Raw genomic sequence first — 24,085 nt, 5'->3', positions numbered from 1 at the left:
GGCATTGTCCGGGACTAACCGGCAGAGAGGCGTCCTCGTCGCTCCATCACTCGCTCAAACGCGAGCAGCGACGGAGGGGGAAAGGAGATCATCGCCGCTCCACTCACGTCGGACGACGGCTGCTTGCCCCTTGCCTCTGGCTCGCTCATCTTCCGCTTCCTGGAACCAATGCGATACCAGCTCAACCAGTTCCTCGCGGAAGAGATGACCTGGTTCTTCCCTTAAGCCGACATCATCCCTGTCTCTTTTATCAATCTCCGGTCCCCTTTTTGTGCGGAAGATATTTTCTCCCGGAGGTGTGACCTTCTCTCCTTGTTCTTCAGCGGGAATTGCTGACGGGGTAACTCCTGAGGTTATTTTTGCAGCACGGTCTTCCTGCACAATTGGTCTCCCGGTAATCCGTCACCACTGACCGGGGAGTTACGTGGGGAAAAGGGATGAGAGCGCCTGGAACAGCGCTCTCATCGAATGACCGGCACGAGCAACAGAGTTTTTTGGTGTAGGAGGAACGCCTCCATCTGTGGCGACAGATCAGAAATTAAACCTCAGGGCCAGTTCAATGCGCCGAGCCGGCATGGCCGAATTGGCGCGGCCGAAGAAAGGCGATGTGAGCACGCCGCTGTAGTTGGTGAAGTTGACCATGTTGAAGAGATTGTTGAATCGCACCGAGAGCGTGAAGCTATAGCGGTATTCGCCTCCGCCGAACCCTTCAAATCCACCGCCACCGAAACCACCTCCGGGACCGCCACCCGGACGGCCCTGGCCACCACCGAATCCTCCACCGCCACGACCAGGACCCCCACCCGGAGGCCCTTGAGGGAATCCTCCACGCCTACCGAATTCACCGGGTTGTCCTCCCGGAGACGACACTTGACCCGCCGGCCCCTGCGGTGGCATCGGTCCTTGCTGACCCAGTTGGGGAGAGGGGGTTCGTCCACGCGGCTGGCCGAAGCCAAATGTGCGGCTGATTTCCATGCTCACGTTCTTGAAGTTCGGTCCGATGCCGAAGTTGCGTGGGATGATCTTCTCTCCCGGCTGAGGATTCGGATTGAAGGCGCCGAAGGGAGTGACCACAGCTCCAGGCATGGACGGATCCACCAGTGACGGTCGGTCAGAAAACAGCGTATCGAAGTTATTGTCACGGCCCGTGGTGATGTTAAACGGTCGGCTCGACCGGAAGGTGATCAGCGGGGAGACGCGCCACTTCCAGGGCAGATTGATGAATCCGCCCACGAAGATCTGATGACGAGAGTCGAAGGAGGCGCGGCCCCATTCGCTTCGGAGGTCGTACTGATTGGCCGGAGTGGAGCCGGAACCATCGGCATCGTTGCGGTTCCAGGACAGGACGTAATTTCCAAAGACGGTGAACGTGCGACTAATCTGTCGTCGCACTCCCACTCTCAGCTCATGTCGTTTTGAATTAGCCGTTGACTCGTATTGCAGGATGGCTTCCTTCTCGGGGATCGGGCGAAGGAGGCTTCCCGGCAGGGGAGCATTGATGTTGCGGCTGCGGTAGAGATGCACGCCCCGAATCCACGTATACCCGGTGCTCAAGACAAAACCGCGCGGAAGTTGACGGTCAAGCTCGACAGTAGCCTGAAGCGTATAAGGGGCATTCAGGTCGGCAGCCAGCGTGCGCAGGCTCGTTGGACGAATGAGCTGCTCCCCGTTGCCGCTGAAGGGATCGGGGAAGCCCGGATTGAGAATGATGAGTTGCTGCTGGCGCTGCCCATCCAGACGGATCGTCGAGAGGACAAGTCCCTGTCCCAGCGCATCATAAAAGAGACCGGCCCCCCCGCGCACAACCGTCGTGCGACTGTTGCGCGGCGACCAGGCAAAGCCGATGCGCGGTGCGAAATTGACTTTATCGCGGAGCCAGGTCTGAAACTCGTGCCGCACTCCCAGCGAGAGCGTCAGATTCGAGCGCACGCGCCAGTCGTCCTGAATGAACCAGGCGAATTCCCACAGCGTGAGCCCCGCCAGCGGATCGCCCCGGTTGATGGAAAATTGTGACGGTCGCGCTCCCGGAACACCGAGGAGCACATCCCGATACTGGTCGAGGCTGGAGAAGGTGAACGTCCCGCCAAAATTCGAGCGGCTCTCCTCCACCAGGTGTGAGGCTTCTACTCGAACGCCCATCTTGAGCGTGTGACGACGATGTGCAATGGAGAGATTGTTGGTCATCTCCAGGTCATCGCTGGAGCGACGGCTGAAAAGCGAGCCCTGATTGCCTCCGCCGCTGAAGGCATCGAGGACAATGATGGCGGGCTTGTCCGAGAGAGCCCGGCTGCCGGATCGTTCTCGTTCGAGCTGAAGTCGCAATTCATTGACCATGCGCTGATGAAAATACGAGGTCAGGGAGAAGCGGAGCGTGTGTTCGCGGTCCTCGCTGGTGGCGGCACGTTCGGGAAGATTGAATCCACCGACACCTTGATTTTCCCACGTATTGATCCCGTATCGGTAACTGACGCCCATGGTGTGGGACTTCGCCAGTTGCCACTCCGTGCGCAGGTTGAAATCGGTCATGCGCTGCGGCGTTTGAACGACGGTCGCAAACGGTGTCGGCAAGAGCGTGATCGGGTCGAGTACCGTGGCGCTGACGGTTTCGTTCTCGTCAATCTCCCGACGCTGCACGTCAGCGAAAAAGGACGAGCGCCGACGCAGCAGAGGCCCGCTCAGCGTCCCTCCATAGCGACGCACCTGAAGCGGCGCTCGCACGGGGGCGAAGGCATTGCGGGCGTTGAGCGCTTCGTCGTTGAAGTTGAAGAAACCGCCCGCGCGAAACTGATTCGTTCCCGGTCGGGTGAGGATCTCGATTCGTCCGCGTCCCGGCTCACGAAACTCCGCCGAGAAGGGATTGGAATTGATGCGGATCTCCCGAATGGCATCGCGGGGAGGAATGCGCCCCTGCTCGCGAAAGCCGTTGACGAAGAACTGAGCCCCTCCCGGCCCCGCACCCGGACCGGCCATCTCGCGCAAGACCTCGGCCAGTTGTTCGGGATCGTCGGGTAAGGCTTCCAGGTCTTCGCCTTTGATCACAACAGCGGACATATTGCTGTCGGGTTCGACCGAGATCTGGGTCTCGTTGGTCACTTCGATCTGTTCCTTAATGATCACCGAGAGGGTGATCACCAAAGGATAGGGCTGCACAGCCGCCTCCGGACCGAAGCGAACAACAGTTCCCGAGGGTCCCGCCTCAATGAGGGTATCGGCCTGGTGAAAAGCCTCAAATCCTTCCGCCGTGACGATCAGGTCATAGCGACCCGGCGTGAGATTGGGGAAGCGAAACTGGCCCCGACTATCGGTCGTGACTGTGATCCGGTGACCCTGCGCGTCGGTCAGATGAACAGTCGCTCCGACGATCAAAGCCCCCTGCTGATCAACGACCTGCCCGTGCAACTCGACCGAAGAGCGAGTCCCTTGCGCCCAGGTGCTCATCGGCGTCCCCATCATCGCCGCGAGGAGTACCCAGCAAAGGACACGGCACGCCCGTTTGGCTATACCGCGATGCCATGTCGCTCCTTCTCTCCTCTGATACCGCATTCTCTTGTTGTTCATCACGACTGCCACTCCTTTCTCGCCCCGTGTCGCTGTTGAAAATCGCGCCCGCTTCTGGCGGCGCTTCTCATTTTTTCCGCCGAGGCTGATGCGTGCCATCAGCCCTTCTCTCGCTCACTGGCAAAAGACGAACTGATCGGCCCATCGGTTTCAAAAAAAGCCACGTTCCCGATCTTACTGGACGTTCCGCTTCGAGCCCACCAGATTCGGCCTCGGGAATCAACCACAGGTGGCACACGGCCGTGCCGGGGGTCGGGATGGGAGTGGGGGTGAAAAAATTCGGTCCTGGGGCTGAATCACATCATTTTGCTGGCTCCGAATTCGTCATATCAGATGATGTCCCTCTGATCCGACGCAAATCCCATAGGGCCAGGACGTCGGCCCCGATGGCGAGGGTCACTCCCTGGCTTGAGAGGTGACGGGATCGAAGCGGCCGAGCCGTCCGCCCTGAAAATCCGTGTACCAGACGGCATCGTCGGACGCGATGGCGATGCGGTGGGGACGCGCATCGGCGCGGGGCAAGGTGAACTCCGTGATCTCTCCCGTTGCCGGATTGACGCGGGCGAGCTTATGTGTCCCGAACTCGCAGAACCAGGGATTTCCCTTGGAGTCAATCATGAGCCCATAGGGTCGAGAGCGCGGCGTGGGAAACCGTATTGAGGGTGATCTGACCCGTCGCGGGATCGAGCTGGCCGATGCGATTCGCCTGCTTGAGGGTGAACCAGAGGATTCCCTTTGGGGTTGAAAATCGGTGCGCGAAGATCACGAGCCGCCGGATCCGGCAACGGGTATTCGACGATCTCACTCGTTTTAGGATTCCGCTTTCCGATTTTTCCCACGAAGTTTTCGGTGAACCAGATATTCCCCCCACGGTCAGCGACCAACCCATGCGGTTCCCGAATCGGGTGCGGGGATGGGATATTCTCTGAACTCGGCGGTGGCCGGATCGAACCGCCCGATCCTGTTGGCGTTCATCTCGGTTGCCCTCCCGATGTGGGGTGGCATCCACCGCCGGATCCTGAGGCGGGGAATTCGGTGTGGGAACGTCATACTCGGTGACCTTGAATTCACCTGCTGAAGAGAACGTGCGACCGGCGACGTCATCGTGATGCGCCACGCCCGACAGTCCGGATGCGGCCCTCAAGACGCTCCCGCCGCGAGCATAGCGGGAGGTCGGATTCTCGCTTCCGTCGAGCAATAACGCTCAAAGGACGACCACAATGCTGTTTCGTACCTCGGGGGAATCATTCATGTACTCACGCACGTCACGAACGATGGGGCGCTTGGAGAAGGCGTATCTGGCAGGCCAGAGGCCCGCACTCCCGGGAGATTTTCGGAGGGGATCGAAGTGCTCCACCGCCGAGCTTTCGTCGGCGCACTCGAAAAGAGAGGCCCTCTCCTGCGAGCACCATTGGGAGAAGGATCAGCAACTGCCGTAAAGAAGCCGAGCGTCCGATTGACAGATGCACTGACTCTCGGATAAAACCCAAAGGTCATGAAGATTTTGATCGCCGATCAGATTGCGCAGGCCGGCGTTGATCTGCTTCGAGCCGAAGGATGGACCGTTGACGTGAGGCCGACCATCTCCTTCTCAGAGCTTCGAGCGATCATCGGCGGCTATGATGCACTCATCGTTCGCAGTCGAACGCAGGTATCGGCTTCGGTGATCGAAGTGGCTTCGCGCCTCAAGGTGATCGGTCGGGCGGGAGCTGGGGTGGATAACATTGACGTTGACGCCGCCACCCGTCGAGGGATCCTGGTGATGAACACGCCGGGAGGAAACAGCGTCAGCGTGGCCGAACATACCTTCGGATTGATGCTCTGCCTGATGCGTCACATCGTTGAAGCCGACGCTTCGCTCAAGCGCGGGGAGTGGGAGAAAAAGCGATTCACCGGAAACGAGCTGAAGGGAAAGGTGCTCGGCCTCATCGGACTGGGAAAAATCGGGCAGGAAGTAGCGCGCCGGGCCCGGGCTTTTGGAATGCAGGTGATCGCTCACGATCCCTTCATCTCCGAACGTGTCGCGCGCGATCTCGATGTCGCGCTGGTGGACCTCGATGAGCTGTATGCTCGATCGGATATTGTGTCGCTCCACGCCGCGCTGACCCGAACGACGCAGGGGATGATCGGTCGGGAAGCGATCGCCCGGATGAAAGACGGCGTCATCCTCATCAACTGCGCACGCGGTGAGCTGGTGGACGAAGCGGCCGTGCTCGACGGCCTGAATTCGGGCAAGATCGCCGGAGCCGGGCTCGATGTTTTTGTCGAGGAGCCTCCGACCCGGTGGGAACTGGTGAAGCATCCCCGCGTGGTGGCGACGCCGCATGTTGCCGCTTCGACCGTCGAGGCCCAGGAGCAGGTCGGTATTGACATCGCCATGTCTGTACGGGAGTACCTGCGCTCGGGCGTCATCACGACGGCGGTCAATTTCCCCGCCATCACGAGAGAGGAATTTCAGCGCCTCCGCATTTTCCTCCTGCTGGGAGAAACGCTCGGCTCGTTCATCGCTCAGGTCGGGCGCGTCCGGGTGAGCGAGATCGGTATCCGCTACTACGGTGAGCTGACTCATCTCACCGTTGATCCGATTTCCAGCGCCGTCGTGTGCGGCGTGTTGAGTCATACCCTGGGCGAAGAGGTCAATCTCATCAACGCGCGGGCGAAAGCCGGCGAGCGACAGATCGAAGTCATCGAGACGCGGAGCACGCGACCGCGCAGCTACTCCAATCTCATCAGTGTTCAACTGCGCGATGGGCAAGGCCATACCGATTGGGTCGAGGGAACCGTTCTTCATCAGGGAAGCCTGCGGTTGGTCTCGATGGATGGAGTTGATGTGGAGATCCCCCTCGCTCCCTACATGTTGGTAGTGCGAAACGAGGATGTCCCCGGCGTCATCGGGCGGATCGGAACGATCCTCGGAGATGCCCGGGTGAACATCGGCAATTTCGCTCTCGCTCGCAGCGATGGCGAAGCGATCGGAATCCTCACGGTTGATTCCCCTTTGAGCGAGGATCTGCTTCGGGCCATTCGGTCTGTCCCGCCGATTAAGGACGCCAAGTTTGTGACGCTGACGCGACTGGGAGACGCGCTGTCAAAAACCCCCAGCGCCCGACCGGATGTCGAGCGCTGAGGGGAATATTCCCGAGCAGGCTTCTCTCGATGATCCGCGGTCGAGCCGGGAAGGTCAACCGCGCGCCACTGGGCTACCGAATCGGTCCGGGGTCTTCTTCCACAACGACGGTGGTGGTCAGTTCCTTCCCATCCACCGAGAGTTTAACCAGATAGACTCCGGGAGCGACGGGTTGACCCTGAGCGAAACCACCAAATCCCCCGCCGCCTCCACCACCACCAAATCCCTGGGGCGGAGCCCCTGCCGGGCGTGGCGGTGGCTCACCGCGCAGGTTCCACTGAACGCTATTCACCCCCGGATCCTTACTGCCGGTGAGCGTGCGCACGACTTTGCCGGTGATGTCGGTGATGGTGATCTTGACCTCTCCCGAGGCCGGCGCTTTCAGATAGTAGCTGATGGCCGTCCCCGGCGGGGGATTGGCTCCCCGGAAGTGCTTCGCTCCGCCCATGTAGCGGCTGAGCGTGACATCCTGGACCCATTGCGTTCCCGGTCGCACGGCGAACAGATGGACGTCGCTCGCGATGACAGCATCGCTCAACTGTTGCAGCGGGGTGATGTCATCCATGATGTAAATGCCTCGCCCATGCGTGCCGGCAATGAGGTCATTGTCACGCGGATGGACGAGAATGTCATCCACCCGCACCGTCGGCATCCCGTTCATGAACCGATGCCACTCGGCTCCCCCGTTGAGCGAGATGTAGAAACCGAATTCCGTTCCCACGTAGAGGAGATTCTTGTTCTTCGGATCTTCGCGGATGACATTGACATTTCCCATCGGAAGATTACTGGAGATTGAGGTCCAGGTCTTGCCGAAGTCGCGGGTGACGAAGACGTAGGGTTTGAGGTCGTCGCTCCGATGTCCATCAATGCTGACATAACAGGTGGCCGCATCGAAATGCGAGGGTTCCACGCGAGAGATCTGATACGTCTGCAACGCCGGGGGAAGCGTCTCGGCAACATTGGTCCAGGTCACCCCGCCGTCGCGGCTCAATTGAATGTTGCCGTCATCCGTTCCCACCCAGAGGACGCCGGGAAGGACGGGCGATTCGGCGATGGTGGTAATGTTGCCGTAATTGAGCGTGCCATCGTGCTTGGAAGGCATCGGTTGGTCGCCCGGAACGCCCATGATGGGTAGCGTGTTGCGATCAATCTTCTTGGTGAGATCGGGGCTGGCCGTCCAGGTCTCTCCACGGTCAACGGACTTGAACAGCTTGTTGGCTCCAACGTAGACCGTGCGCGGATTATGCGGAGAGAGATGAATCGGCGTGCTCCAGTTGAAGCGATACTGCTCGCCCGGTGGCGGGGGAGGAACGATATTGCTGGTCGCCGGCTGGAACTGGCCGAATCCCTGAGCCGGTGAGGGCTGGTTCGACCCGGATTCACCCTGCGCCGATTGTCCCGCACCGCGCGGCTGCTGAGGAGGACGTGCCGACCGGGGTCGAATGTTGACCGTTCGCCCCGTCTTCAGATCGAGGCGATTCATGTTACCGTTTTGCGACTCGACGTAGATGGTGGTGTAGTCGGTCGGATCAATCTGCACGTAGAAGCCATCGCCTCCACCGATGCGATACCAATCGGCATTAGTGATGCCCGCCGGATTGCGCGTCGCGCTCGGACCACACCAGCTCCCATTGTCCTGCAACCCGCCGCACACGTAATAGGGCTTGCGCATGTCCACAGCAATGGCATAGAACTGGGCCGCCGGAATCGTGTTGAGGTGCTCCCAGGTCGCCCCCTGATCGTAACTGACGGCGAGTCCCCCGTCGCTTCCAACGAGGAGGTGATTGCTGTTGCGCGGGTTGATCCAGATGGCGTGATGATCGCTGTGCGGCAGTCCTTGAACGACCTGAAAAGTCTTGCCTCCATCGGTGGATTTGAAGAACGGAGCGCCGCCGGTGTAGACAATATCGGGGTTGTTGGGATCAACGCGAATCTGGCTGTAGTACATGGGGCGGTTGTTCTGATTGCTGACGATCCGCCAGGTTTTCCCTTTATCGTCCGAGCGCCAGATGCCGCTGCGGGTGGGATCCGGAGGACGCGGCGGCTGCTGTGCCTGCTGGCCGCCCGGGCCGCCCCCTCCGCCCGGGCCGCCCACTCCACTGCCCGTTCCCGGACTCGGCCCGACTTCGATCTGCGCATAGACGATGTTGGGGTTCGAGCGAGAGACATCTAATCCGATGCGACCGAGAATCCCCGACGGCAGGCCGTTGCCCGTCAGTCGCGTCCAGGTCTTCCCGGCATCGGTCGTTTTCCAGATCCCGCTGCCCGGCCCCCCTCCGTTGAATCCCCACGGCGTCCGACGCCGCTGATAGGAGGCCGCATAGAGCGTCTTGTTATCCACCGGATCCATCACAATGTCGGTGAAGCCCGTGTCCTCATCAATGAACTTCACCAGCGTCCACGTCTTGCCTCCATCGGTTGTTTTGTAGATCCCCCGCTCCGGATTGGGGCCGAACAGATGGCCGAGCGCGGCGACATAAACGGTGTTACAATCCTTCGGGTCCACCACGATGCGCGCAATCGTTTGAGTCTCCCGCAGTCCCATGTGGGTGAAGGTCTTTCCGCCATCGGTGGATTTGTAAATGCCATCGCCGAAGGAGGAGCTTTGCCGATTATTCGGCTCGCCCGTTCCCACCCACACGATGTTCGGGTCCGACGGGCAGAGAGCGAGGTCTCCGATGGACGCGCTCGAATACGTATCGAAAATAGGCTCCCAGGTTGTGCCGTTGTTGACCGTTTTCCACACACCGCTTGTGGCGAAGCCCACATAGATGATCGAGGGATCGCTCTCGACCACAGCGATGTCGTCAATGCGACCTCCCATGCTGGCCGGTCCGATGGATCGCCAGCGGAAATTCTTCAGCAGGGGATGATCGGATTGATTGATGATCGGTTGCGGCGGCGGAGGCGATGGCGCCTGAGCCCATGCTCCCGCCGAGACCACCACGAGGTGTACAAGACACACCACTCCGAGTGCAAACCGTATTCTCATTTTCATAGGCGACTCCCTTTCCCGATGTTAATCGTCGTGTAGGAGTACGACAGTCTGACTTACCCGGTCACAGGAAATCAACCCGGAATCTTGTAATGACCTGAGGGGACGGAGGACGTGGATCCCCTCCACAGAGGCGACGCCGTGATCCCCCGCCTGCCGGTCCTGACGACAGAACGGCTCGGATCGGCCTCCCGTCAAAAAGATTCGTGAGACCCCTCAGGCGGGGCCCACGTGCGTGGCAACACGAGAGAGCTGCGCCCGTCGTGTGCAGGCGAAACATTTTTCTTCCCGCGCGGGCCGGAGCTTGCGGCGGCCGCTAGAGATCGGGCCCCCTTCGGGCTGCCGCCACGCAAGCGGAGGATTCCCCTCACTCGTTGTACATGTCTTTACGACGACGGGATGACGGTGAGCGCGTCCACCTTCAGATACCGCTTGCCTTCCTGTTCACGAACAGTTCCCTTGGCCTCTACCTTCTTTCCGATATAGGCGAGCCATCCTTTCTCGGTTTTCTGCAGCTTTCCGTATTCGAGCAGATAGAGCGTCGTCCCGTTCTCATCGGTCACGGCCAGTGCTGTAGGAACACCCCGTTTGCTGCACGCAGTGGCGCATTGAATGTCGGCTTCACTGCCGTAAGGTTTTGTCTTGCGATCCGCTTCAAACCAACAGGACGAGCACACAACCTGCCCCTTCAGAGTGACCACCTGGCTTTGAGCCAGGATCCGGAACGTCAGCAGACCCGAGAGGGCGATCACGGTACTTATAACGATCGTTCTCCTCATAGCTCACCTCCGCTCGATGTTCTTTTTCGAGAGCGGTCGAGTCTACGATTCGTGAAAAGAACAGTCAAGCTCCAGGACCGACCTTTGAGCAAGGCTCGTTGAGACCGTGCGACCCTCTGCTTCCATTCGCGTGGAGGACGTGGGCTTCACCCCCGACATTTAATTGTGCTTGCGGAAGTGAGTTCGTCTGTTTTTTCTCAAGCCGGAAGGCCCTCCGGGAACGGTTCGTGCTATACTACAGGCTCGGAACTCGCGATGATGTGGGGCATCTACATTCACATTCCGTTTTGCCACTACAAATGCATCTATTGCGACTTCGATTCCGGCGTCTACTCCCCGTCGCTCATCGCCGATTATCTTGCGGCCCTGCAGCAGGAGATTCTCCGGGCGGGAGAAGATGACGCGCTCTCCGGTCTTGTGGCCGACACGATTTATTTCGGCGGGGGCACGCCATCGGTCCTCAGGGGCGAGGACATCGAAGAGATTCTCGATACGGTGCGCCGGTGTTTCGCCCTCCGCGAGCCGATGGAAATCACTCTGGAAGCGAACCCCGGAACGCTGACGCGAGAGAAAGTTCGCCGATATGCCTCCGCCGGAGTCAATCGCGTGAGCGTGGGCGCTCAATCGTTTCATGACGAGGAGTTGAAGATGCTCGGTCGGATTCACACGGTGGAGGAGGTTCATCGGTCGGTGGACGTTCTGCGCGACGCGGGAATCGAAAATATCAACCTCGATGTGATCGCCGGACTCCCGCACCAGACGATGGACCGATGGCAGCGCACAATGGATGCGCTTTTCGCTCTGCATCCGCCGCATGTCTCGATGTATCTGCTCGACGTACATGAGGAGACGGCATTGGCGACTCTCATTCGCAAAAACGTTCTCCCTCCCCCCGATGAGGATCTCATGGCGGCCTTCTATTACGCCTTCGTGGATCGAGCGACGGCCGAAGGCTATGAGCATTATGAGATCTCCAACTTCTGCCGGCCGGGACATCAGTCGCGACACAATCTGAAATACTGGTCTGACCAACCCTATCTCGGATTTGGCTGCAGCGCCCACTCTTACGATCTGACCCGCCGATGGTGGAATATTCCGACGCCGACGGCCTATATTGGAGCAATGCGAACGCAGGGGATCGCTCGCGCGGGGGTCATTCCCCTCACTCCCGAAGAGCGCGCCCGCGAGGCTCTCTTTCTCGGATTGCGGCGGCGAGAGGGAATCAACCTGTCGGATTTTTCTCAGCGATATGGTGTGGATGTCCTGACCCGCTACGGTCCCGATCTCGAAAGCTTGAGGGAACACGGCCTGATCGAGTGGGAGGGCGGGCAATTGAAACTGACGCGGAAGGGGCTCATCCTGGCCAATGAAGTGTTCACCGTCTTCGTCTGATACCACGTCCAGGCCGCTATTATTGTCCCGGAGGAGCCGAGTGCGTGAGTGGATGATGCAGCCATCGGTGATCGTCCCTCATGCCGAATTCCAGCGACCTCTCGGCACAGACGCCTTCGTTGGAAAAGGGCCGGTCTGGAAGGATTCAGTACTTCTTCAGCCTGAGCCCTCGAAGGAGCCAGGGAAGCGCCCTGATTTTTTCGATAAGCGACGGCGAGGTGAAGTATCGCGCCAGGGCGATGAACAGCCGGTAAACTTCTTCTGAGTAGCCGTACCACCAGAAATCCTTCAGCCGGGGGAAGCGATTGATGTGAACGTGTTCGAGACGAACAAGCTCCCTCAATCCCAGCGGCGAATGGGTGATTCCGATGCCACTGCTTTTGATCCCGCCCCAGGGAGTCTGCGCCAGCGCGTAGGTGTAGGTGCATTCGTTGATCATGACGGTACCGGCTTCGATGCGAGCGGCCAGTTTCTTGGCCCGTTCGATATCTTTCGTCCAGATGCTGGCCGTCAATCCGTAAGGGCTGTCATTGGCCCAGCGAAGAGCCTCCTCCTCGGTGCGAAAAGGAATGATCGGCAGGACCGGTCCAAACGTCTCCTCCCGAAGCAGGGTCGCCTCAAGATCCACATCGGTGAGCACAGTGGGTTGATAGAAGAAGCCTTCCCGGGCGCGATTGCGCTCGCCGCCACAGAGGACGATAGCCCCGCGTCGGACGGCCTCATCCACGTGCTGTTGGACCAGACGCAATTGACCCTCGCTGATCATGGCTCCGACGTCCACATCCGGATCGTCGGGACTTCCCTGTCGGAGCCTCCTCGTTTTCTCCACGACCTTAGCGATGAACTGGTCGGCGATGGTTTCATCAACATAGCAGCGTTCGACGGAGGCGCAGACCTGCCCGGAATTGCAGAAAGCTCCCCAGACGGCGGCGCTAGCAGCCGCCTCCAGGTCGGCATCTTTGAGCACGATCATGGGATCCTTGCCGCCGAGTTCCAGAATGACGGGCGTGAGCGTGCGAGCGGCAGCCGCCGCGACCTTCTTCCCCGTCGCCACGCTCCCGGTGAAAATGATCTTATCCACTCCGGCTTCCACCAGCGCCGCTCCGGTCGAACCATCCCCCTGAAGGAGAGTCAGCACTCCCTCGGGGAGTCCGGCGGTGCGAAAGAGTTCTCCGATGAGAAATCCCACAAGCGGCGTATGCTCGCTCGGTTTGAGCACCACCACGTTACCCGCCATCAGCGCCATCACAATCTGGCTCAGGGGAATGCCCAGGGGAAAATTCCACGGCGCGATGATGCCGATGACGCCCAGCGGATGAAAGCGAAGAAACGACGTGCGCCCGAGAAGATGATATTTGCCCAGGCCGATCCGCTGCGGTTTGAGAATCCGTTCGGCTTTTCGAGCGAAAAAAGTTATCGCTTCCAGCGCCGGGATAATGTCACAGGAGAGCGCTTCCACCTTCGGCTTGCCCGTCTCCATGGTGATGAGCGTTGCAATTTCCTCGATCTGGCCGAGTATTCGTTGACGCACGTTCAGGATGATCCGGCGCCGTTCGGCGAAGCTCGACTGCGCCCATTCCGGAAAGACCCGACGGGCCCGGGCGACGGCATCGTGTACTTCCTCCGGCGTCGTGATACGGACGTTGCCCAACAGTTCCCCCGTGGCTGGGTTGATGCACCGGAGAACATCTGTTATCTCGATGCAGCTCATTCTCCCCTCCGAAAAATGTCGCGTGGACTCTCAGCCTGCGCTTTTTCGCGGACTCGAAAGTCCGCGCTACGTCTCCTCCCGAAATTCACCACCAGAGGCGCGCGGATCGTGTGACGGATCGGCCCCGATCCATCCGCGAGAGGGGTTCGGGGTATGACCGGCGTGAAAAAACTCCTCTCAAAGAGCATGCCGCTGCTTGCGTCCTCACATACGCCCGAGCTGGAAGCGCCCACCGTAACAAATTTCCTGAAAGAAGCAACGCTCGCATTTTCGCCGGTCGGTCGTCATGGGGAAATTCTCAATGCGTCCGCGATTCTCGCGCGGATCATCGAGCAGGGCGAGCATCTCGGCCGCGCTCTGGAAAATTTCTTCCTTGGTGTTGATGATCTCCTCGGCTGTGAGCGTATACTCGCGGACCGCATTCTCCCGGAGATAGAACGGAACGATGGTGATCCGATCGGGAGGGATACCCCATTGGTCAACGGCATAAAGCGCATAGCATACGAGCTGTTTCCGATCCTCTTCGTCTTCCCTTCCCGATTTCCAGTCGTAGATGAAGAGGTGGCCCTGATCGAGGAGCGCGAAATCAATCTTGATCCAGATGGGGATTTCACCCAGGCGAAAGCGAGTGAGCTGTTCGATGGCTTTCCAACCGCTGCGATCAACCGAGCGAATGAACCGGAGGACCGGCGAGTTCCAGAAGTTCTCCAGGCAGGCCAGGACGCGCGCTTTCAACTCCGCCGTGCGTTCGGGGGAAATCTCGATCCGGTAGTAATGCTCGAACAAATTGACGAACTTTTTGGGATTTTGCTCCCAGAGCCGCTCTTTGGACTGCGTCCATCCGTCGCGGAGGTGCTTGATGGCCTGCTGCTTCATCGCATCGAGGTTGGGCGATTGTCCCTGCCACAGGCGCTTGAGCGCCGCCGCAATCGTGCGGTGAATGATGTCACCCGCCCAGCTATCGAGGGTGTGCATCTTGGTGAAGAGATAACACTTTTTGGCCTGCTCATCGGCTCCGTACTCCCAGCCGCCCCAGTGGGCATAATGGTGGAGAAAATACAGCCGCCGACAGGTTTCAAAGGCGCGATGTCGGCTCACAGACCAACTGAATTCGTTCTTCAGTTCGGTCATCGAACGAGCCTGATGAGGGTGATCTCCGGCGGCGCATTGAGACGGACGGGGGGCCCCGTCGTCCCCAGCCCCCGACTGACGTAGAGTTTGGCTCCTCCGTGTTCGTAGAGACCGGCCACGTAGGGGGTGATCAATCGCGCCGGGGAGAGGCGAATCCCGGCGAGATCGGCCACCATCTGGCCCCCATGCGTGTGACCGGCAAGCGTGAGATCAATCGCGCGCCCGGCCGCTTGAGGAAAGACGTTCGGTTGATGCGACAATAGGATCGAAGGTCCCTCCAGGCGAAGCCCTCGAAGAGCCCGAGCAAACCCCCGCCCCGATTGCCCGATATAGTCAATCCCGATGAGATTGATCCGTCCTCCAGGGGTTCTCACCCACACCTGCTCGTTGTAAAGAATCTTCATCCCGTGTCGGGCAAATCCCTCGACAAGCAGCGGCACCGCCTCGGTGAAGCGATCGTGATTGCCCAGGCTGCCGAAGACGCCGTACCGCGCGCGCAACTCCGCCGCCCCCCGCACAAAGGGAATCGCCGAGCGTGCCGAGGATGCCACATAATCTCCCGTGAGGACGATCAAATCCGGTTCCAGCCGATTGACCACCCGCACGTACTCGCGCCATCGCTCTTCGCTCATGAACGGCCCGACATGGATGTCGGTCAGATGAACAATCGTCAACCCGACGAGCGCATCCGGCAGATTCGGCAGTGGAATATCCACGCGCTCGATGACGAACTGATCGGCGGCTTGAATCGCTCCATAAGCGGAGGCGATGTAGGGCAATGTGGCGATGCTCACGCCCGCCGTTTGGATGAACCGCCGTCGGGACAGAAGGAGCCGAGATTCTTGCCCAGACGGCCGTTCCTCCGGTCCCTGTCCGTGCCCGTGCGGAGCGGAGTAAGACGCGGTGACAGTCAGCTGCTCAGGGGAGGTTCCTGCGCCTCCCTCCGGCTGAGGAGGCACAGCCGCCATGCTCCTTGGCCACCGACCGAGGAATCGAAGAGCCGCTCGACTCCATCGCCAGATCATTCGGACAACGTCGAGGACTACCAGCACGACAAAAGCGATCACCGAGCCGTATTGCCAGACCGCAAACGGATAGACCACATAGGACGCCCACGATCCTAACCTCTCCCACGAGGAAAAGAGCGACCAATCCAGCAGGAGTGACCCACCGATTCCGATCACCCAGGGGAGGTTCATGATCAGCAACAAGACGCGAAGGATGAGCAACACCCGTCGTTGCCCCAGAGGACTCACCCCCATCGCCTGGAGATGTCGCCGCGCTCTCACATAAAGCCGATACTGGATGAGAAAAAGAACCGTAGCGATCACCAAGCCAAACAGGGCGAAGCGTGACAGGCGCATCCACATCAGTATCATGGCCATTCTCCTCACAAGCAAAAACAAAGCTACCAGCAGCCGTTTTTGAACGTCAAGCAGCAGCTATCATGCCCGGCCCTGACCGAACCGGGGAACCTTTTCTTGGGACAAGCCACCAATTCCCTCGGCGTGTGCTTGTTAGTGCCGGCGGTTTTGGCCTATACTCTGGCCCTTGCGGTGGACCTTTTGAATAAGGAGTGCTGAGAGCCAAAGGGAGTTTCCCTCCCGGCAGGCCTGCAGCACTCACCGCTTCCAGAGGGCTGACCGAGCACATGGCATCGCACGTTCTGCCGTGCGTTCAGTATAAACCAGAGAGAAAGGAGTCCAACGTATGAGACTCTTCGTCCCGTTGCTTCTTCTCGCTCCTTCGTTGATGATCCTCTTCCTCCCATCTGTCCGAGCCGATGACCTCGATCATGCCGCCATCGAGGGATTCGTTCGAGATCCTCGCGGCGATGTCATCGTGGGAGCGATGATCACGTTGACGGAGAAAACAACGGGTTCTCGTCGCTCGGCGCTGACACGAGAAGACGGGTGGTATCGGATCACAAGCGTCAACGCGGGGACTTATAGCGTGCGGGCAGAGGCCCCGGGATTCACCGCCCAGGAGGTCACCGATATTATTTTGCGGGCCGGTCAAACCTATCGCCGGGATTTTCAGCTCTCCGTGGCTCCGGTCACCGAAGCCGTCGTCGTTCTTCAGGCCGATCCTCCGATGATTGATCCCACCCGCACGGTCGTCGGTTTGACTCTCGACGGTCAGGAGATCGCCCGTCTCCCCCTCAATGGTCGGAATCCGCTCGACCTCGTCTTCCTTTTTGCCAATGTGCAGGCGGAACCGTTCGAACTGCGTGATCTGGGGGATCCGGCCACCGCGGATGCGTTGCCGGAGACGCCCCAGGAAGCGGGCATCTTTTCTCTCTCCGGGGGACGCGCCTACTCCAACAACATCACCATTGATGGTCTGGATAACAACGACGACCGCCTGGCGCGAGAGCGAACGAGTCCGAGTCTCGAATCCATCGCCGAGGTCCAGATCATCACCAACCAGTTCTCCGCCGAGTACGGACGTGCTTCAGGCGGACGGATCAACTTCCTCACCCGTCGTGGCGGCAATCAATTTCGCGGCGCGGGCTTTGGCGACTTTCAGGACGAGAGTCTGAATGCCAACAGCTTCTTTCGCAATGCTCGCGGTCAGAAGCGACTACCGTTTCAACGACGCGAGTACGGCGGTCGCCTCGGGGGACCACTCCTCAAGAATCGCCTCTTTTTCTTCGGCGTCTACGAACGGCGCGATGAACCCGATACCGATTCGATCGTGGCGCTGCTGCCCGTTGATCCACAGGCCAACCCTCGCTATCCCTTGAGAGAGGTTCCGACCGGAAGGCCTTTTGTCCGCGACGGCGTTCCCGTGGCTCTGTTCGAGGAAGACGTCAACACGCCGGGCCGCCATTCGTATGTGAGCGGTCGGCTGGATCATACGCTGTCAGCCGATCACACGCTGACCTTTCGCTTTGATGCGACGCTGACGAATCGGCTGCGGGGGCGCGATCAAGGAGCGACCCTGTTCGAAGGTCTCCTCGACCGCCGCCGCAACTCGTCCAGCTATGCCGTTCATGATACGCTCGTCCTCGGTCAGAGGGCGGTCAATCAATTTCGCCTTCAGTATTCCCGGCTGGATCCACGCAACAGTCCCGCGACGGAGCGACCGGGTGTGATCGTCGGCAGCAGTCGGGGATCGAGTCTGCCATTCGCCAGTGGATTCATTGCCGGGGTGTCGGGATTTCCCGACGCCCGGGCCGAACGGAGATGGCAGGGGACGGAAACGCTCCAGTGGCAAATCCACCGGCACACCATCAAAGTGGGCGGGGATGTCATGCGTCTGCGCTCGGCGACGCGGCAGGAGAGTTTCTTCTTCGGCTTTTACAACTTTCCCAGCTTCGGCGAGTTCGTCGCCGGCACGCCCTCGCGCTATCGCCAGCGCATCGGCCAATCGGAACGGACCCTTGTGAACACCATCCTCGGACTGTTCGCGCAGGATGAATGGCGCATTCACCCCACGGTCACCCTCAGCCTCGGCGTGCGCTATGACCGCGAGACCCTCATCAACCACGACGACAATAATGTCAGTCCCCGCCTGGCCTTCGCCTGGGATGTACAGGGCCATCATCGCACAGTCGTTCGAGGCGGGTTCGGCGTCTTCTACAATCGCGTCCTGCTGCGCACCTATGAGGACTTCGCCGTCCAGTCCCGAGTCTATGAGATTGATCTCGGCAGCGGTCCCGGATCAACCGGCCCGATCGAGGAACTGATGCGGATCGGCGGATTTCCCCGGGTCTTTCCCAACGATCCGACGCATCCTCTCGTTCGTGACCTCATTCGCCCGCTCGGGACGGCGCGGAGCATCAACCCGAACCTTCGCATTCCCTACAGCCTGCAAGCGAGTTTTGGTCTCGAACGGGAGATCGCGCCCCGGCTCGCCGTCGAAGTGAGCTATGTCTTCAACCGCACGGTGAAATTGTGGCGGGATCGTAATCTCAATGCGCCGATTCCTCCACCCGGAGGGCTCGTCTCCTTTTTGCTCGCCCCTCCCGCTGGGTTTCCCGGAGTCGTCATCGCGCCCGACGGAGGCACGGCCTTCGACAACAGTTCTCGCCAGATTGTTGATGTCGGCGTGCGGTTCGTCCGTTTTGATCTGAGCGCTCAACGATTCCGCGATGTCGGCAGCGGAGCCAGTCGCATCCGCATCTTCGGATTGAACGGCCAGGGCGGTGGGGCGACGACGACCGATCCTGTTCTGGCCGCCCTGAATGCCGTTCGGTTTCTCCGACCAAACCCAACACTGGGCGAGGTCGAACAACTTCAATCCGACGGACAGGCGACCTATCACGGATTGAACGTCATCGTCACCCGGCGCTTTCACCGAGGATTTTCGCTGCGCGCGTCGTATACCCTGTCCAAGCTCATTGACACGGTGGACGTCAATACCAGTTCACCACAAGACGAGTTCAACCTCCGTCTGGAGCGCGGTCTCGGTCGAACTGATGAGCGCCATCGTCTCGTGGTCACGAGCACGGTTGAGCTGCCGCGATTTCTCGGCGGCATCGAGCTGACGTCAGTCGTGACGCTGTCGTCGGGGCGTCCGTTTACCATCACCACCAATGGCCAGGATCGTAATCTCAACGATAACGAAACGGACCGCCCGACCTTCCTCGGCATCGGCCCCATTCGCTTCATTCGGCCTGGTCGGATCGTCGAATCGCAGGCGATGGCCGGACAGTTCTCTTTTGCGACGATTGGCACCAATGGAACGCTCGGCCGGAATGTCGCTCAGGGACCGGGGCAAAAGCGATGCGACGTGAGGTTTGGGCGCCGGTTTCGTCTGACCGACGGGTGGGAGCTTCAGCCCTGGATCAACATCTATAACCTCTTCAACACGTCGAATTTCATCATGGCCGGATTCATCGGACCGCTCGATACGCGGGATGGCGTCTCCGTCTTTCTTCAACCACGGGCAACGCGGCGCCCGCGCACGCTGGAACTCGGCCTGCGGCTCGAGTTTTGATGCTCTCGTCTCAGGCAGGAGAACTCATCCGAAGGCAGCGGGCGGTTGGGATCCCGTGTTCAGGTCGTGGAGCGCAGCACGTTCCTTCTCGTTCGGAACACAAGAAAAGTGCGGAGTGACAGCGCGCCTTCCTTCGGGGACTGGATTCCGCTAGCATATCCACCGATGACCGAGCGACTTTACTACACGGATTGGCGACTGCTCACATTTACCGCGCGCGTTGAGGATCTCATCACGATGGGGGATCGAACCGCCGTCGTACTGGATCGCACGGCGTTCTACCCAACCGGAGGAGGTCAGCCTCATGATGTCGGTCTTCTCGGCGGGCTTCGTGTCGTTGATGTCGTTGAGGATTCGCAGGGGGAGCGGATCCTCCATATCGTTCATGGCCGACCCGAATTCACTCCGGGAGATGAGATCACCGGTGAGGTTGATTCCCGGAGACGGACCGACTTCATGCAACAACACACGGGCCAGCATATTCTCTCGCAAGCTTTCCTGCGGGTGGCCGGAGCGGAAACGCGCAGCGTACATTTCGGCGAGGAGACGTCCACGATTGACCTCACCCTGGAGTCGCCGGACGAAGACGTGATCCGACGGGCCGAGGAATTGGCCTCGCAAATCGTCTTTGAGGATCGTGAGGTTCGTTGTCACATCGTGGCGCCGGAACAACTCGTGCAGTTTCCTCTGAGAAAAGAGCCCGCCGTGACCGGATGTGCTCGCATCGTTGAAATTGCCGATTTCGATTGGTCGCCCTGTGGAGGCACTCACGCGCATCGAACCGGCGAAGTGGGGTTGATCGCCGTTCGCGGCTGGGAGCGAGCCAAGCGAATGTGCCGCGTTGAATTCGTCTGCGGCGGTCGTGCCCTGCGCGACTATCGCCGGGCCAACGACGCGGCCAGAGCCGTCGCTTCCCTGCTCACGACCGGACGGGAGGAGATTCCCGCCAGGGTCGCTCATCTCCTCCAAGAGCACAGACACTCGCTCAGGCGATACGCGAACTGACGCGACGGCTCGCCGAAGAGGAAGCCGAACGACTGACCCAGGAAGCCTCGATGATCGGTGCGATCCGGCTCGTGGTTCGCACCTTTCGTGATCGAACAAGTGATGACGTTCGCCTGCTCGCTCGCACTCTCATCAAACACAATCAGATCGTTGTCCTGCTTGGCGTGTGCGAGCCTAACGGCGCTCGGCTCATCTTCGCCCGGTCAGCGGATCTCCCCGTGAACATGGTTGAATTGCTTCGATCCGTGTGCCTGTCGCTTGGAGGAAGCGGTGGCGGCGCGCCCGACTTCGCTCAGGGGGCGATCAGAGATGGTGACCGGGTTGATTATGCCCTCGGCCTTGCTCTGGACGCTATCAAACGGGACCTCTCTTGATGCGCGGATCGAGAGCGAATCACCACTGCGCACTCGACGCGAGATACGATCCCCCGGATCAGGCAGAGGAAGCTTCACTCTCGTCCGGCGGTTAAGGGGAATCGCCTAGTTTCCCTGAAATCTCTCCTCGCGGATTGGTGGGCACTTTTCCATCCGTCGGGAGGACTCTCATTCTCGGTTTCCGGGTGTCGCGGCAGTTGTCCACTGGCGCACCACGCGCAGCTTTTCGGAAAATCACGGCGGTGTACGCGGATGTGCGGGGATTGTCTCACTGCTCCGTGCATCTGTGACGATCGGTGGTGAGATTTTCCTCGGTTCCGGACACGCAGTCTGCCTTCCGTGAGGATCCCCTCTCTTTGGAAGGTTCATTCCGAGCGCTTTTCTGCTAAAGCTCCCGGCTTTTTTGAGGACGAGGAATTCCCGTCATGAGCCGGAAATTCCCTTTCTCGAGCCCCACAGGGCGCAGGCCGCACTCTCACCGGCGGAGGCCCCCCACACCCTCTTGATCGTCGGGGATGCCCTCAGTAACGGCCATATCCACGCTCTGGGTATACGATAAAGGGTTCCCGGTCTGAGCAAAAGGGGTTGACAGTCCATCGAGTTTGAGATAAAGTGGAATTGAAAACCGTTTTCAATTTCTTAGAGGAGGGACGCGAAAATGAGATGCAGAGGGTGGTGGTTGATCGGCCTCATCTTCATATGGGCAAGCAACTCGAACAGGGCTCAGGTCCGCTGGGGAGAGATCAGCGGACGCGTGCTCGATCCGGCTGGCGCCGTCATCCCGGCAGCCAGCGTTCAGCTCTGGGAACAGGAGAAAGGGGTTCACCGGATGGTTCAGACAGATCCTTCCGGAACCTTTCGATTCGAGCGGCTCAGTCCGGGCCACTACCATATTCAGGTCTCGGCGGAAGGCTTCGCCACTCAATCCCGCGATCTCACGCTCACATCCGGCGCCCATCCGCACGTCGAATTCGCACTCTCGACACAGCCTCTTGTCGAGGAAGTGGCCGTGCTCGCCAGCTCCATCGTGGATACGCCCGAAGTGCTCACGCGGGTTCCCGGATCGGTTGAGATTCTGGATCGGCGAGCGCTCGATGCGAGCCGCGTCTTCACCGTGAACGAGGCCCTCCGCAAGGTCACCGGCGTGTTCGCCCGCGACGAGGAAGGGTTCAGCCTGCGCCCGAATATCGGCATTCGCGGACTCAATCCCACGCGCTCGACGAAAGTCCTGCTCCTGGAGGACGGCATCCCGCTCACCTATGCCCCCTATGGCGACAATGCCTCGTACTATCACCCTCCGGTGGATCGGTTCGAGAGCATCGAAGTCATCAAAGGATCGGGGCAAATCCTCTACGGCCCGATGACCATTGGCGGCGTCATCAACTACATCACGCCGAATCCCCCCGAGAAACCACGCGGCGCTCTGACGCTCATCGGCGGCAATCGCGATTACCTCAATGGGCACCTCACCTATGGCGGGACGTGGGGGGGCACCGGATTGCTCTTCGATTACATGCGCAAGCAAGGCGAAGGCGCGCGCGAGAACACGCGCACGGGTCTCAATGATGCGAACGTGAAGATCGTCACGGCGCTCGGCTCCAGGCACGCCCTGACGATCAAGGGGAATTACTACGGCGAGAACTCCCAGGTGACCTATTCGGGCCTGCGGCTCGATGAATACCTCGCCAACCCGCGTCAGAATCCGTTCCTCAACGATCGCTTCCTGGGAGATCGGTACGGGGCGTCCGTCACTCACGCCTATGTCCTGAAGAACGACGTCGTGCTCACGACGAGCCTCTACGGCTCGATGTTCTTCCGCGACTGGTGGCGACAGTCGAGCAATTCCGGTCAGCGCCCGAATCGGCGAGGCGATCCGGGCTGCCGCGGCATGGAGGACTTGCTGACGACCTGCGGCAACGAGGGGCGGCTGCGCAAATATTACACCTGGGGGATCGAACCGCGCGTGCGCGCCTTCGACCGAATCTTGGGCATCCGGGGCGAGACCGAGTTCGGATTCCGGGCGCACTTCGAGCGGCAGGATCGCAAACAGATGAACGGCCAGGCGCCGACGGCCCGCACGGGCATCATCGTTGAGGACAATGAGCGGAAGAACCAGGCCTATTCGGGATTCCTCCAGCATCGGTTTCTGCTCGGCCGATGGACGATCACGCCGGGCCTGCGCCTGGAGCACGTGCGCTATGAGCGCACCAACCGATTAGCGAATCGCGGGGCGGGCGCCGCCGGGCGCACGCATCTGACGGAGGTCATCCCGGGCATCGGCATCACGTTCGCTCCAGCGTCGCACACGACGATCTTTGGCGGGGCGCATCGCGGATTCGCTCCGCCGCGCACCGAGGACATCATTGACAACGCGGGGGGAACGATTGATCTCGATCCCGAGCGGAGCTGGACCTATGAGGTGGGCGTGCGAAGCTGGCCCATCTCCGGCTTGAAACTCGAAGCCACCTTCTTCCGCATGGATTTCGAGAATCAGATCGTCCCGGCGAGCGTCGCCGGCGGCCTCGGCGCGACCTTCACCAATGCCGGAGAGACTCTCCATCAAGGAATGGAATTCACCGGCCGGGTGGACATGGGATCGCTGCTCAGGATGACGCACAATGTCTATGCCCGCGCCGCCTACACCTATGTCCCGACGGCGAAGTTCGTCGGCACGCGCCTGAGCAGCATTCCCGGCTTCGGTACTGTGAGCGTGAGCGGCAATCGCCTCCCCTATGCGCCGAAGCACCTTGCGAATCTCCAGTTCGGATATGCACATCCGCGGGGATTTGACGCGTTCCTTGAGGCCGTTCACGTGAGCGATCAATTCGGCGACGATTTGAACACGATCGCGCCGACGCCCGATGGCCAGCGGGGTTTGCTTCCCGCCTATACGATCTGGAACCTGACGATGAACTACCGCGTGGAGTCGCGCGGTTTGACGTTCTTCGTCGCGGTGAAGAACCTCTTCGATCGCCTGTATATCGCCGATCGAACGCGGGGAATTTTGCCCGGGCCTCCGCGGCTGGTCCACGGCGGCCTGCGGTTCCAGTTTTGAGCGGGGGATGGTTA

At 60.1% G+C, this 24,085-nt stretch carries 15 protein-coding genes; 6 read left to right on the top strand and 9 right to left on the bottom strand.

The annotated features are described in order from the left end of the window. Positions 1-14: 14 nt before the first annotated feature. From VNM72_15365 to VNM72_15350, 4 genes are all read right to left on the bottom strand, one after another. Positions 15-149, bottom strand: coding sequence for a hypothetical protein (locus VNM72_15365; GenBank protein ID HXF06772.1), 135 nt, complete (start codon positions 147-149; stop codon positions 15-17). Between the two features lie 382 nt (positions 150-531). Further along, entirely contained in the window at positions 532-3,657 is a 3,126-nt protein-coding gene (locus VNM72_15360; GenBank protein ID HXF06771.1) for a carboxypeptidase regulatory-like domain-containing protein, read from the bottom strand. A 297-nt stretch (positions 3,658-3,954) separates the two neighbouring features. Then, positions 3,955-4,176: a hypothetical protein gene (locus VNM72_15355; protein HXF06770.1), complete on the bottom strand. Its 222-nt coding sequence runs from the start codon at positions 4,174-4,176 to the stop codon at positions 3,955-3,957. Next, on the bottom strand, positions 4,169-4,363 hold the full coding sequence (locus VNM72_15350) for a hypothetical protein (GenBank protein HXF06769.1): 195 nt from the start codon (positions 4,361-4,363) through the stop codon (positions 4,169-4,171). The genes VNM72_15355 and VNM72_15350 overlap by 8 nt, the downstream gene beginning before the upstream one ends. A 690-nt stretch (positions 4,364-5,053) precedes the next feature. Here VNM72_15350 and serA point away from each other — a divergent pair. Continuing rightward, positions 5,054-6,685 carry a phosphoglycerate dehydrogenase gene (gene serA / locus VNM72_15345; protein HXF06768.1) on the top strand — a complete coding sequence of 544 codons (1,632 nt, stop codon included), beginning with the start codon at positions 5,054-5,056 and terminating at the stop codon, positions 6,683-6,685. Between the two features lie 73 nt (positions 6,686-6,758). Here serA and VNM72_15340 read toward each other — a convergent pair whose 3' ends face one another. Next, entirely contained in the window at positions 6,759-9,683 is a 2,925-nt protein-coding gene (locus VNM72_15340) for a hypothetical protein (GenBank protein ID HXF06767.1), read from the bottom strand. Between the two features lie 383 nt (positions 9,684-10,066). Further along, on the bottom strand, positions 10,067-10,459 hold the full coding sequence (locus VNM72_15335) for a hypothetical protein (protein HXF06766.1): 393 nt from the start codon (positions 10,457-10,459) through the stop codon (positions 10,067-10,069). A gap of 255 nt (positions 10,460-10,714) precedes the next feature. On the opposite strand from VNM72_15335, the gene hemW reads away from it, so the two are divergent. Continuing rightward, a complete protein-coding gene (gene hemW / locus VNM72_15330) occupies positions 10,715-11,851 on the top strand; it encodes a radical SAM family heme chaperone HemW (protein HXF06765.1) in 1,137 nt (378 codons plus the stop codon). Positions 11,852-11,996: 145 nt separating this feature from the next. On the opposite strand, the gene VNM72_15325 is transcribed toward hemW, so the two are convergent. From VNM72_15325 to VNM72_15315, 3 genes are all read right to left on the bottom strand, one after another. Continuing rightward, on the bottom strand, positions 11,997-13,562 hold the full coding sequence (locus tag VNM72_15325) for an aldehyde dehydrogenase family protein (GenBank protein ID HXF06764.1): 1,566 nt from the start codon (positions 13,560-13,562) through the stop codon (positions 11,997-11,999). A gap of 204 nt (positions 13,563-13,766) precedes the next feature. Then, a complete protein-coding gene (locus tag VNM72_15320; GenBank protein HXF06763.1) occupies positions 13,767-14,693 on the bottom strand; it encodes a PD-(D/E)XK nuclease family protein in 927 nt (308 codons plus the stop codon). Continuing rightward, the gene (locus VNM72_15315) at positions 14,690-16,072 is read right to left on the bottom strand and encodes a metallophosphoesterase (GenBank protein ID HXF06762.1); all 1,383 of its coding nucleotides are present in this window, start codon (positions 16,070-16,072) and stop codon (positions 14,690-14,692) included. Before VNM72_15315 ends, VNM72_15320 begins: the two co-directional genes overlap by 4 nt. 331 nt (positions 16,073-16,403) lie before the next feature. On the opposite strand from VNM72_15315, the gene VNM72_15310 reads away from it, so the two are divergent. From VNM72_15310 to VNM72_15295, 4 genes are all read left to right on the top strand, one after another. After that, positions 16,404-19,637, top strand: a complete 3,234-nt coding sequence (locus tag VNM72_15310) for a TonB-dependent receptor (protein HXF06761.1) — start codon at positions 16,404-16,406, stop codon at positions 19,635-19,637. A 165-nt stretch (positions 19,638-19,802) separates the two neighbouring features. Continuing rightward, complete coding sequence (locus VNM72_15305; protein ID HXF06760.1) at positions 19,803-20,642, top strand: alanyl-tRNA editing protein; 840 nt, start codon at positions 19,803-19,805, stop codon at positions 20,640-20,642. Continuing rightward, complete coding sequence (locus VNM72_15300; GenBank protein ID HXF06759.1) at positions 20,630-21,016, top strand: DHHA1 domain-containing protein; 387 nt, start codon at positions 20,630-20,632, stop codon at positions 21,014-21,016. The genes VNM72_15305 and VNM72_15300 overlap by 13 nt, the downstream gene beginning before the upstream one ends. A gap of 658 nt (positions 21,017-21,674) precedes the next feature. Next, positions 21,675-24,071 carry a TonB-dependent receptor gene (locus tag VNM72_15295; protein HXF06758.1) on the top strand — a complete coding sequence of 799 codons (2,397 nt, stop codon included), beginning with the start codon at positions 21,675-21,677 and terminating at the stop codon, positions 24,069-24,071. Positions 24,072-24,085 lie beyond the last annotated feature (14 nt).

The organism is Blastocatellia bacterium (assembly GCA_035573895.1).
In the GTDB taxonomy this organism is placed as follows: domain Bacteria; phylum Acidobacteriota; class Blastocatellia; order HR10; family HR10; genus DATLZR01.
This window is presented reverse-complemented; position numbering and strand designations above follow the sequence as displayed.

Bases quoted from the DNA above. Each gene is read 5' to 3' on its own strand.
- VNM72_15365 (HXF06772.1), bottom strand. From the start codon at position 149: ATGAGCGAGCCAGAGGCAAGGGGCAAGCAGCCGTCGTCCGACGTGAGT.
- VNM72_15360 (HXF06771.1), bottom strand. From the start codon at position 3,657: ATGGCACGCATCAGCCTCGGCGGAAAAAATGAGAAGCGCCGCCAGAAG.
- VNM72_15355 (HXF06770.1), bottom strand. From the start codon at position 4,176: ATGATTGACTCCAAGGGAAATCCCTGGTTCTGCGAGTTCGGGACACAT.
- serA (HXF06768.1), top strand. From the start codon at position 5,054: ATGAAGATTTTGATCGCCGATCAGATTGCGCAGGCCGGCGTTGATCTG.
- VNM72_15340 (HXF06767.1), bottom strand. From the start codon at position 9,683: ATGAAAATGAGAATACGGTTTGCACTCGGAGTGGTGTGTCTTGTACAC.
- VNM72_15335 (HXF06766.1), bottom strand. From the start codon at position 10,459: ATGAGGAGAACGATCGTTATAAGTACCGTGATCGCCCTCTCGGGTCTG.
- hemW (HXF06765.1), top strand. From the start codon at position 10,715: ATGATGTGGGGCATCTACATTCACATTCCGTTTTGCCACTACAAATGC.
- VNM72_15325 (HXF06764.1), bottom strand. From the start codon at position 13,562: ATGAGCTGCATCGAGATAACAGATGTTCTCCGGTGCATCAACCCAGCC.
- VNM72_15320 (HXF06763.1), bottom strand. From the start codon at position 14,693: ATGACCGAACTGAAGAACGAATTCAGTTGGTCTGTGAGCCGACATCGC.
- VNM72_15315 (HXF06762.1), bottom strand. From the start codon at position 16,072: ATGATACTGATGTGGATGCGCCTGTCACGCTTCGCCCTGTTTGGCTTG.
- VNM72_15310 (HXF06761.1), top strand. From the start codon at position 16,404: ATGAGACTCTTCGTCCCGTTGCTTCTTCTCGCTCCTTCGTTGATGATC.
- VNM72_15305 (HXF06760.1), top strand. From the start codon at position 19,803: ATGACCGAGCGACTTTACTACACGGATTGGCGACTGCTCACATTTACC.
- VNM72_15295 (HXF06758.1), top strand. From the start codon at position 21,675: ATGAGATGCAGAGGGTGGTGGTTGATCGGCCTCATCTTCATATGGGCA.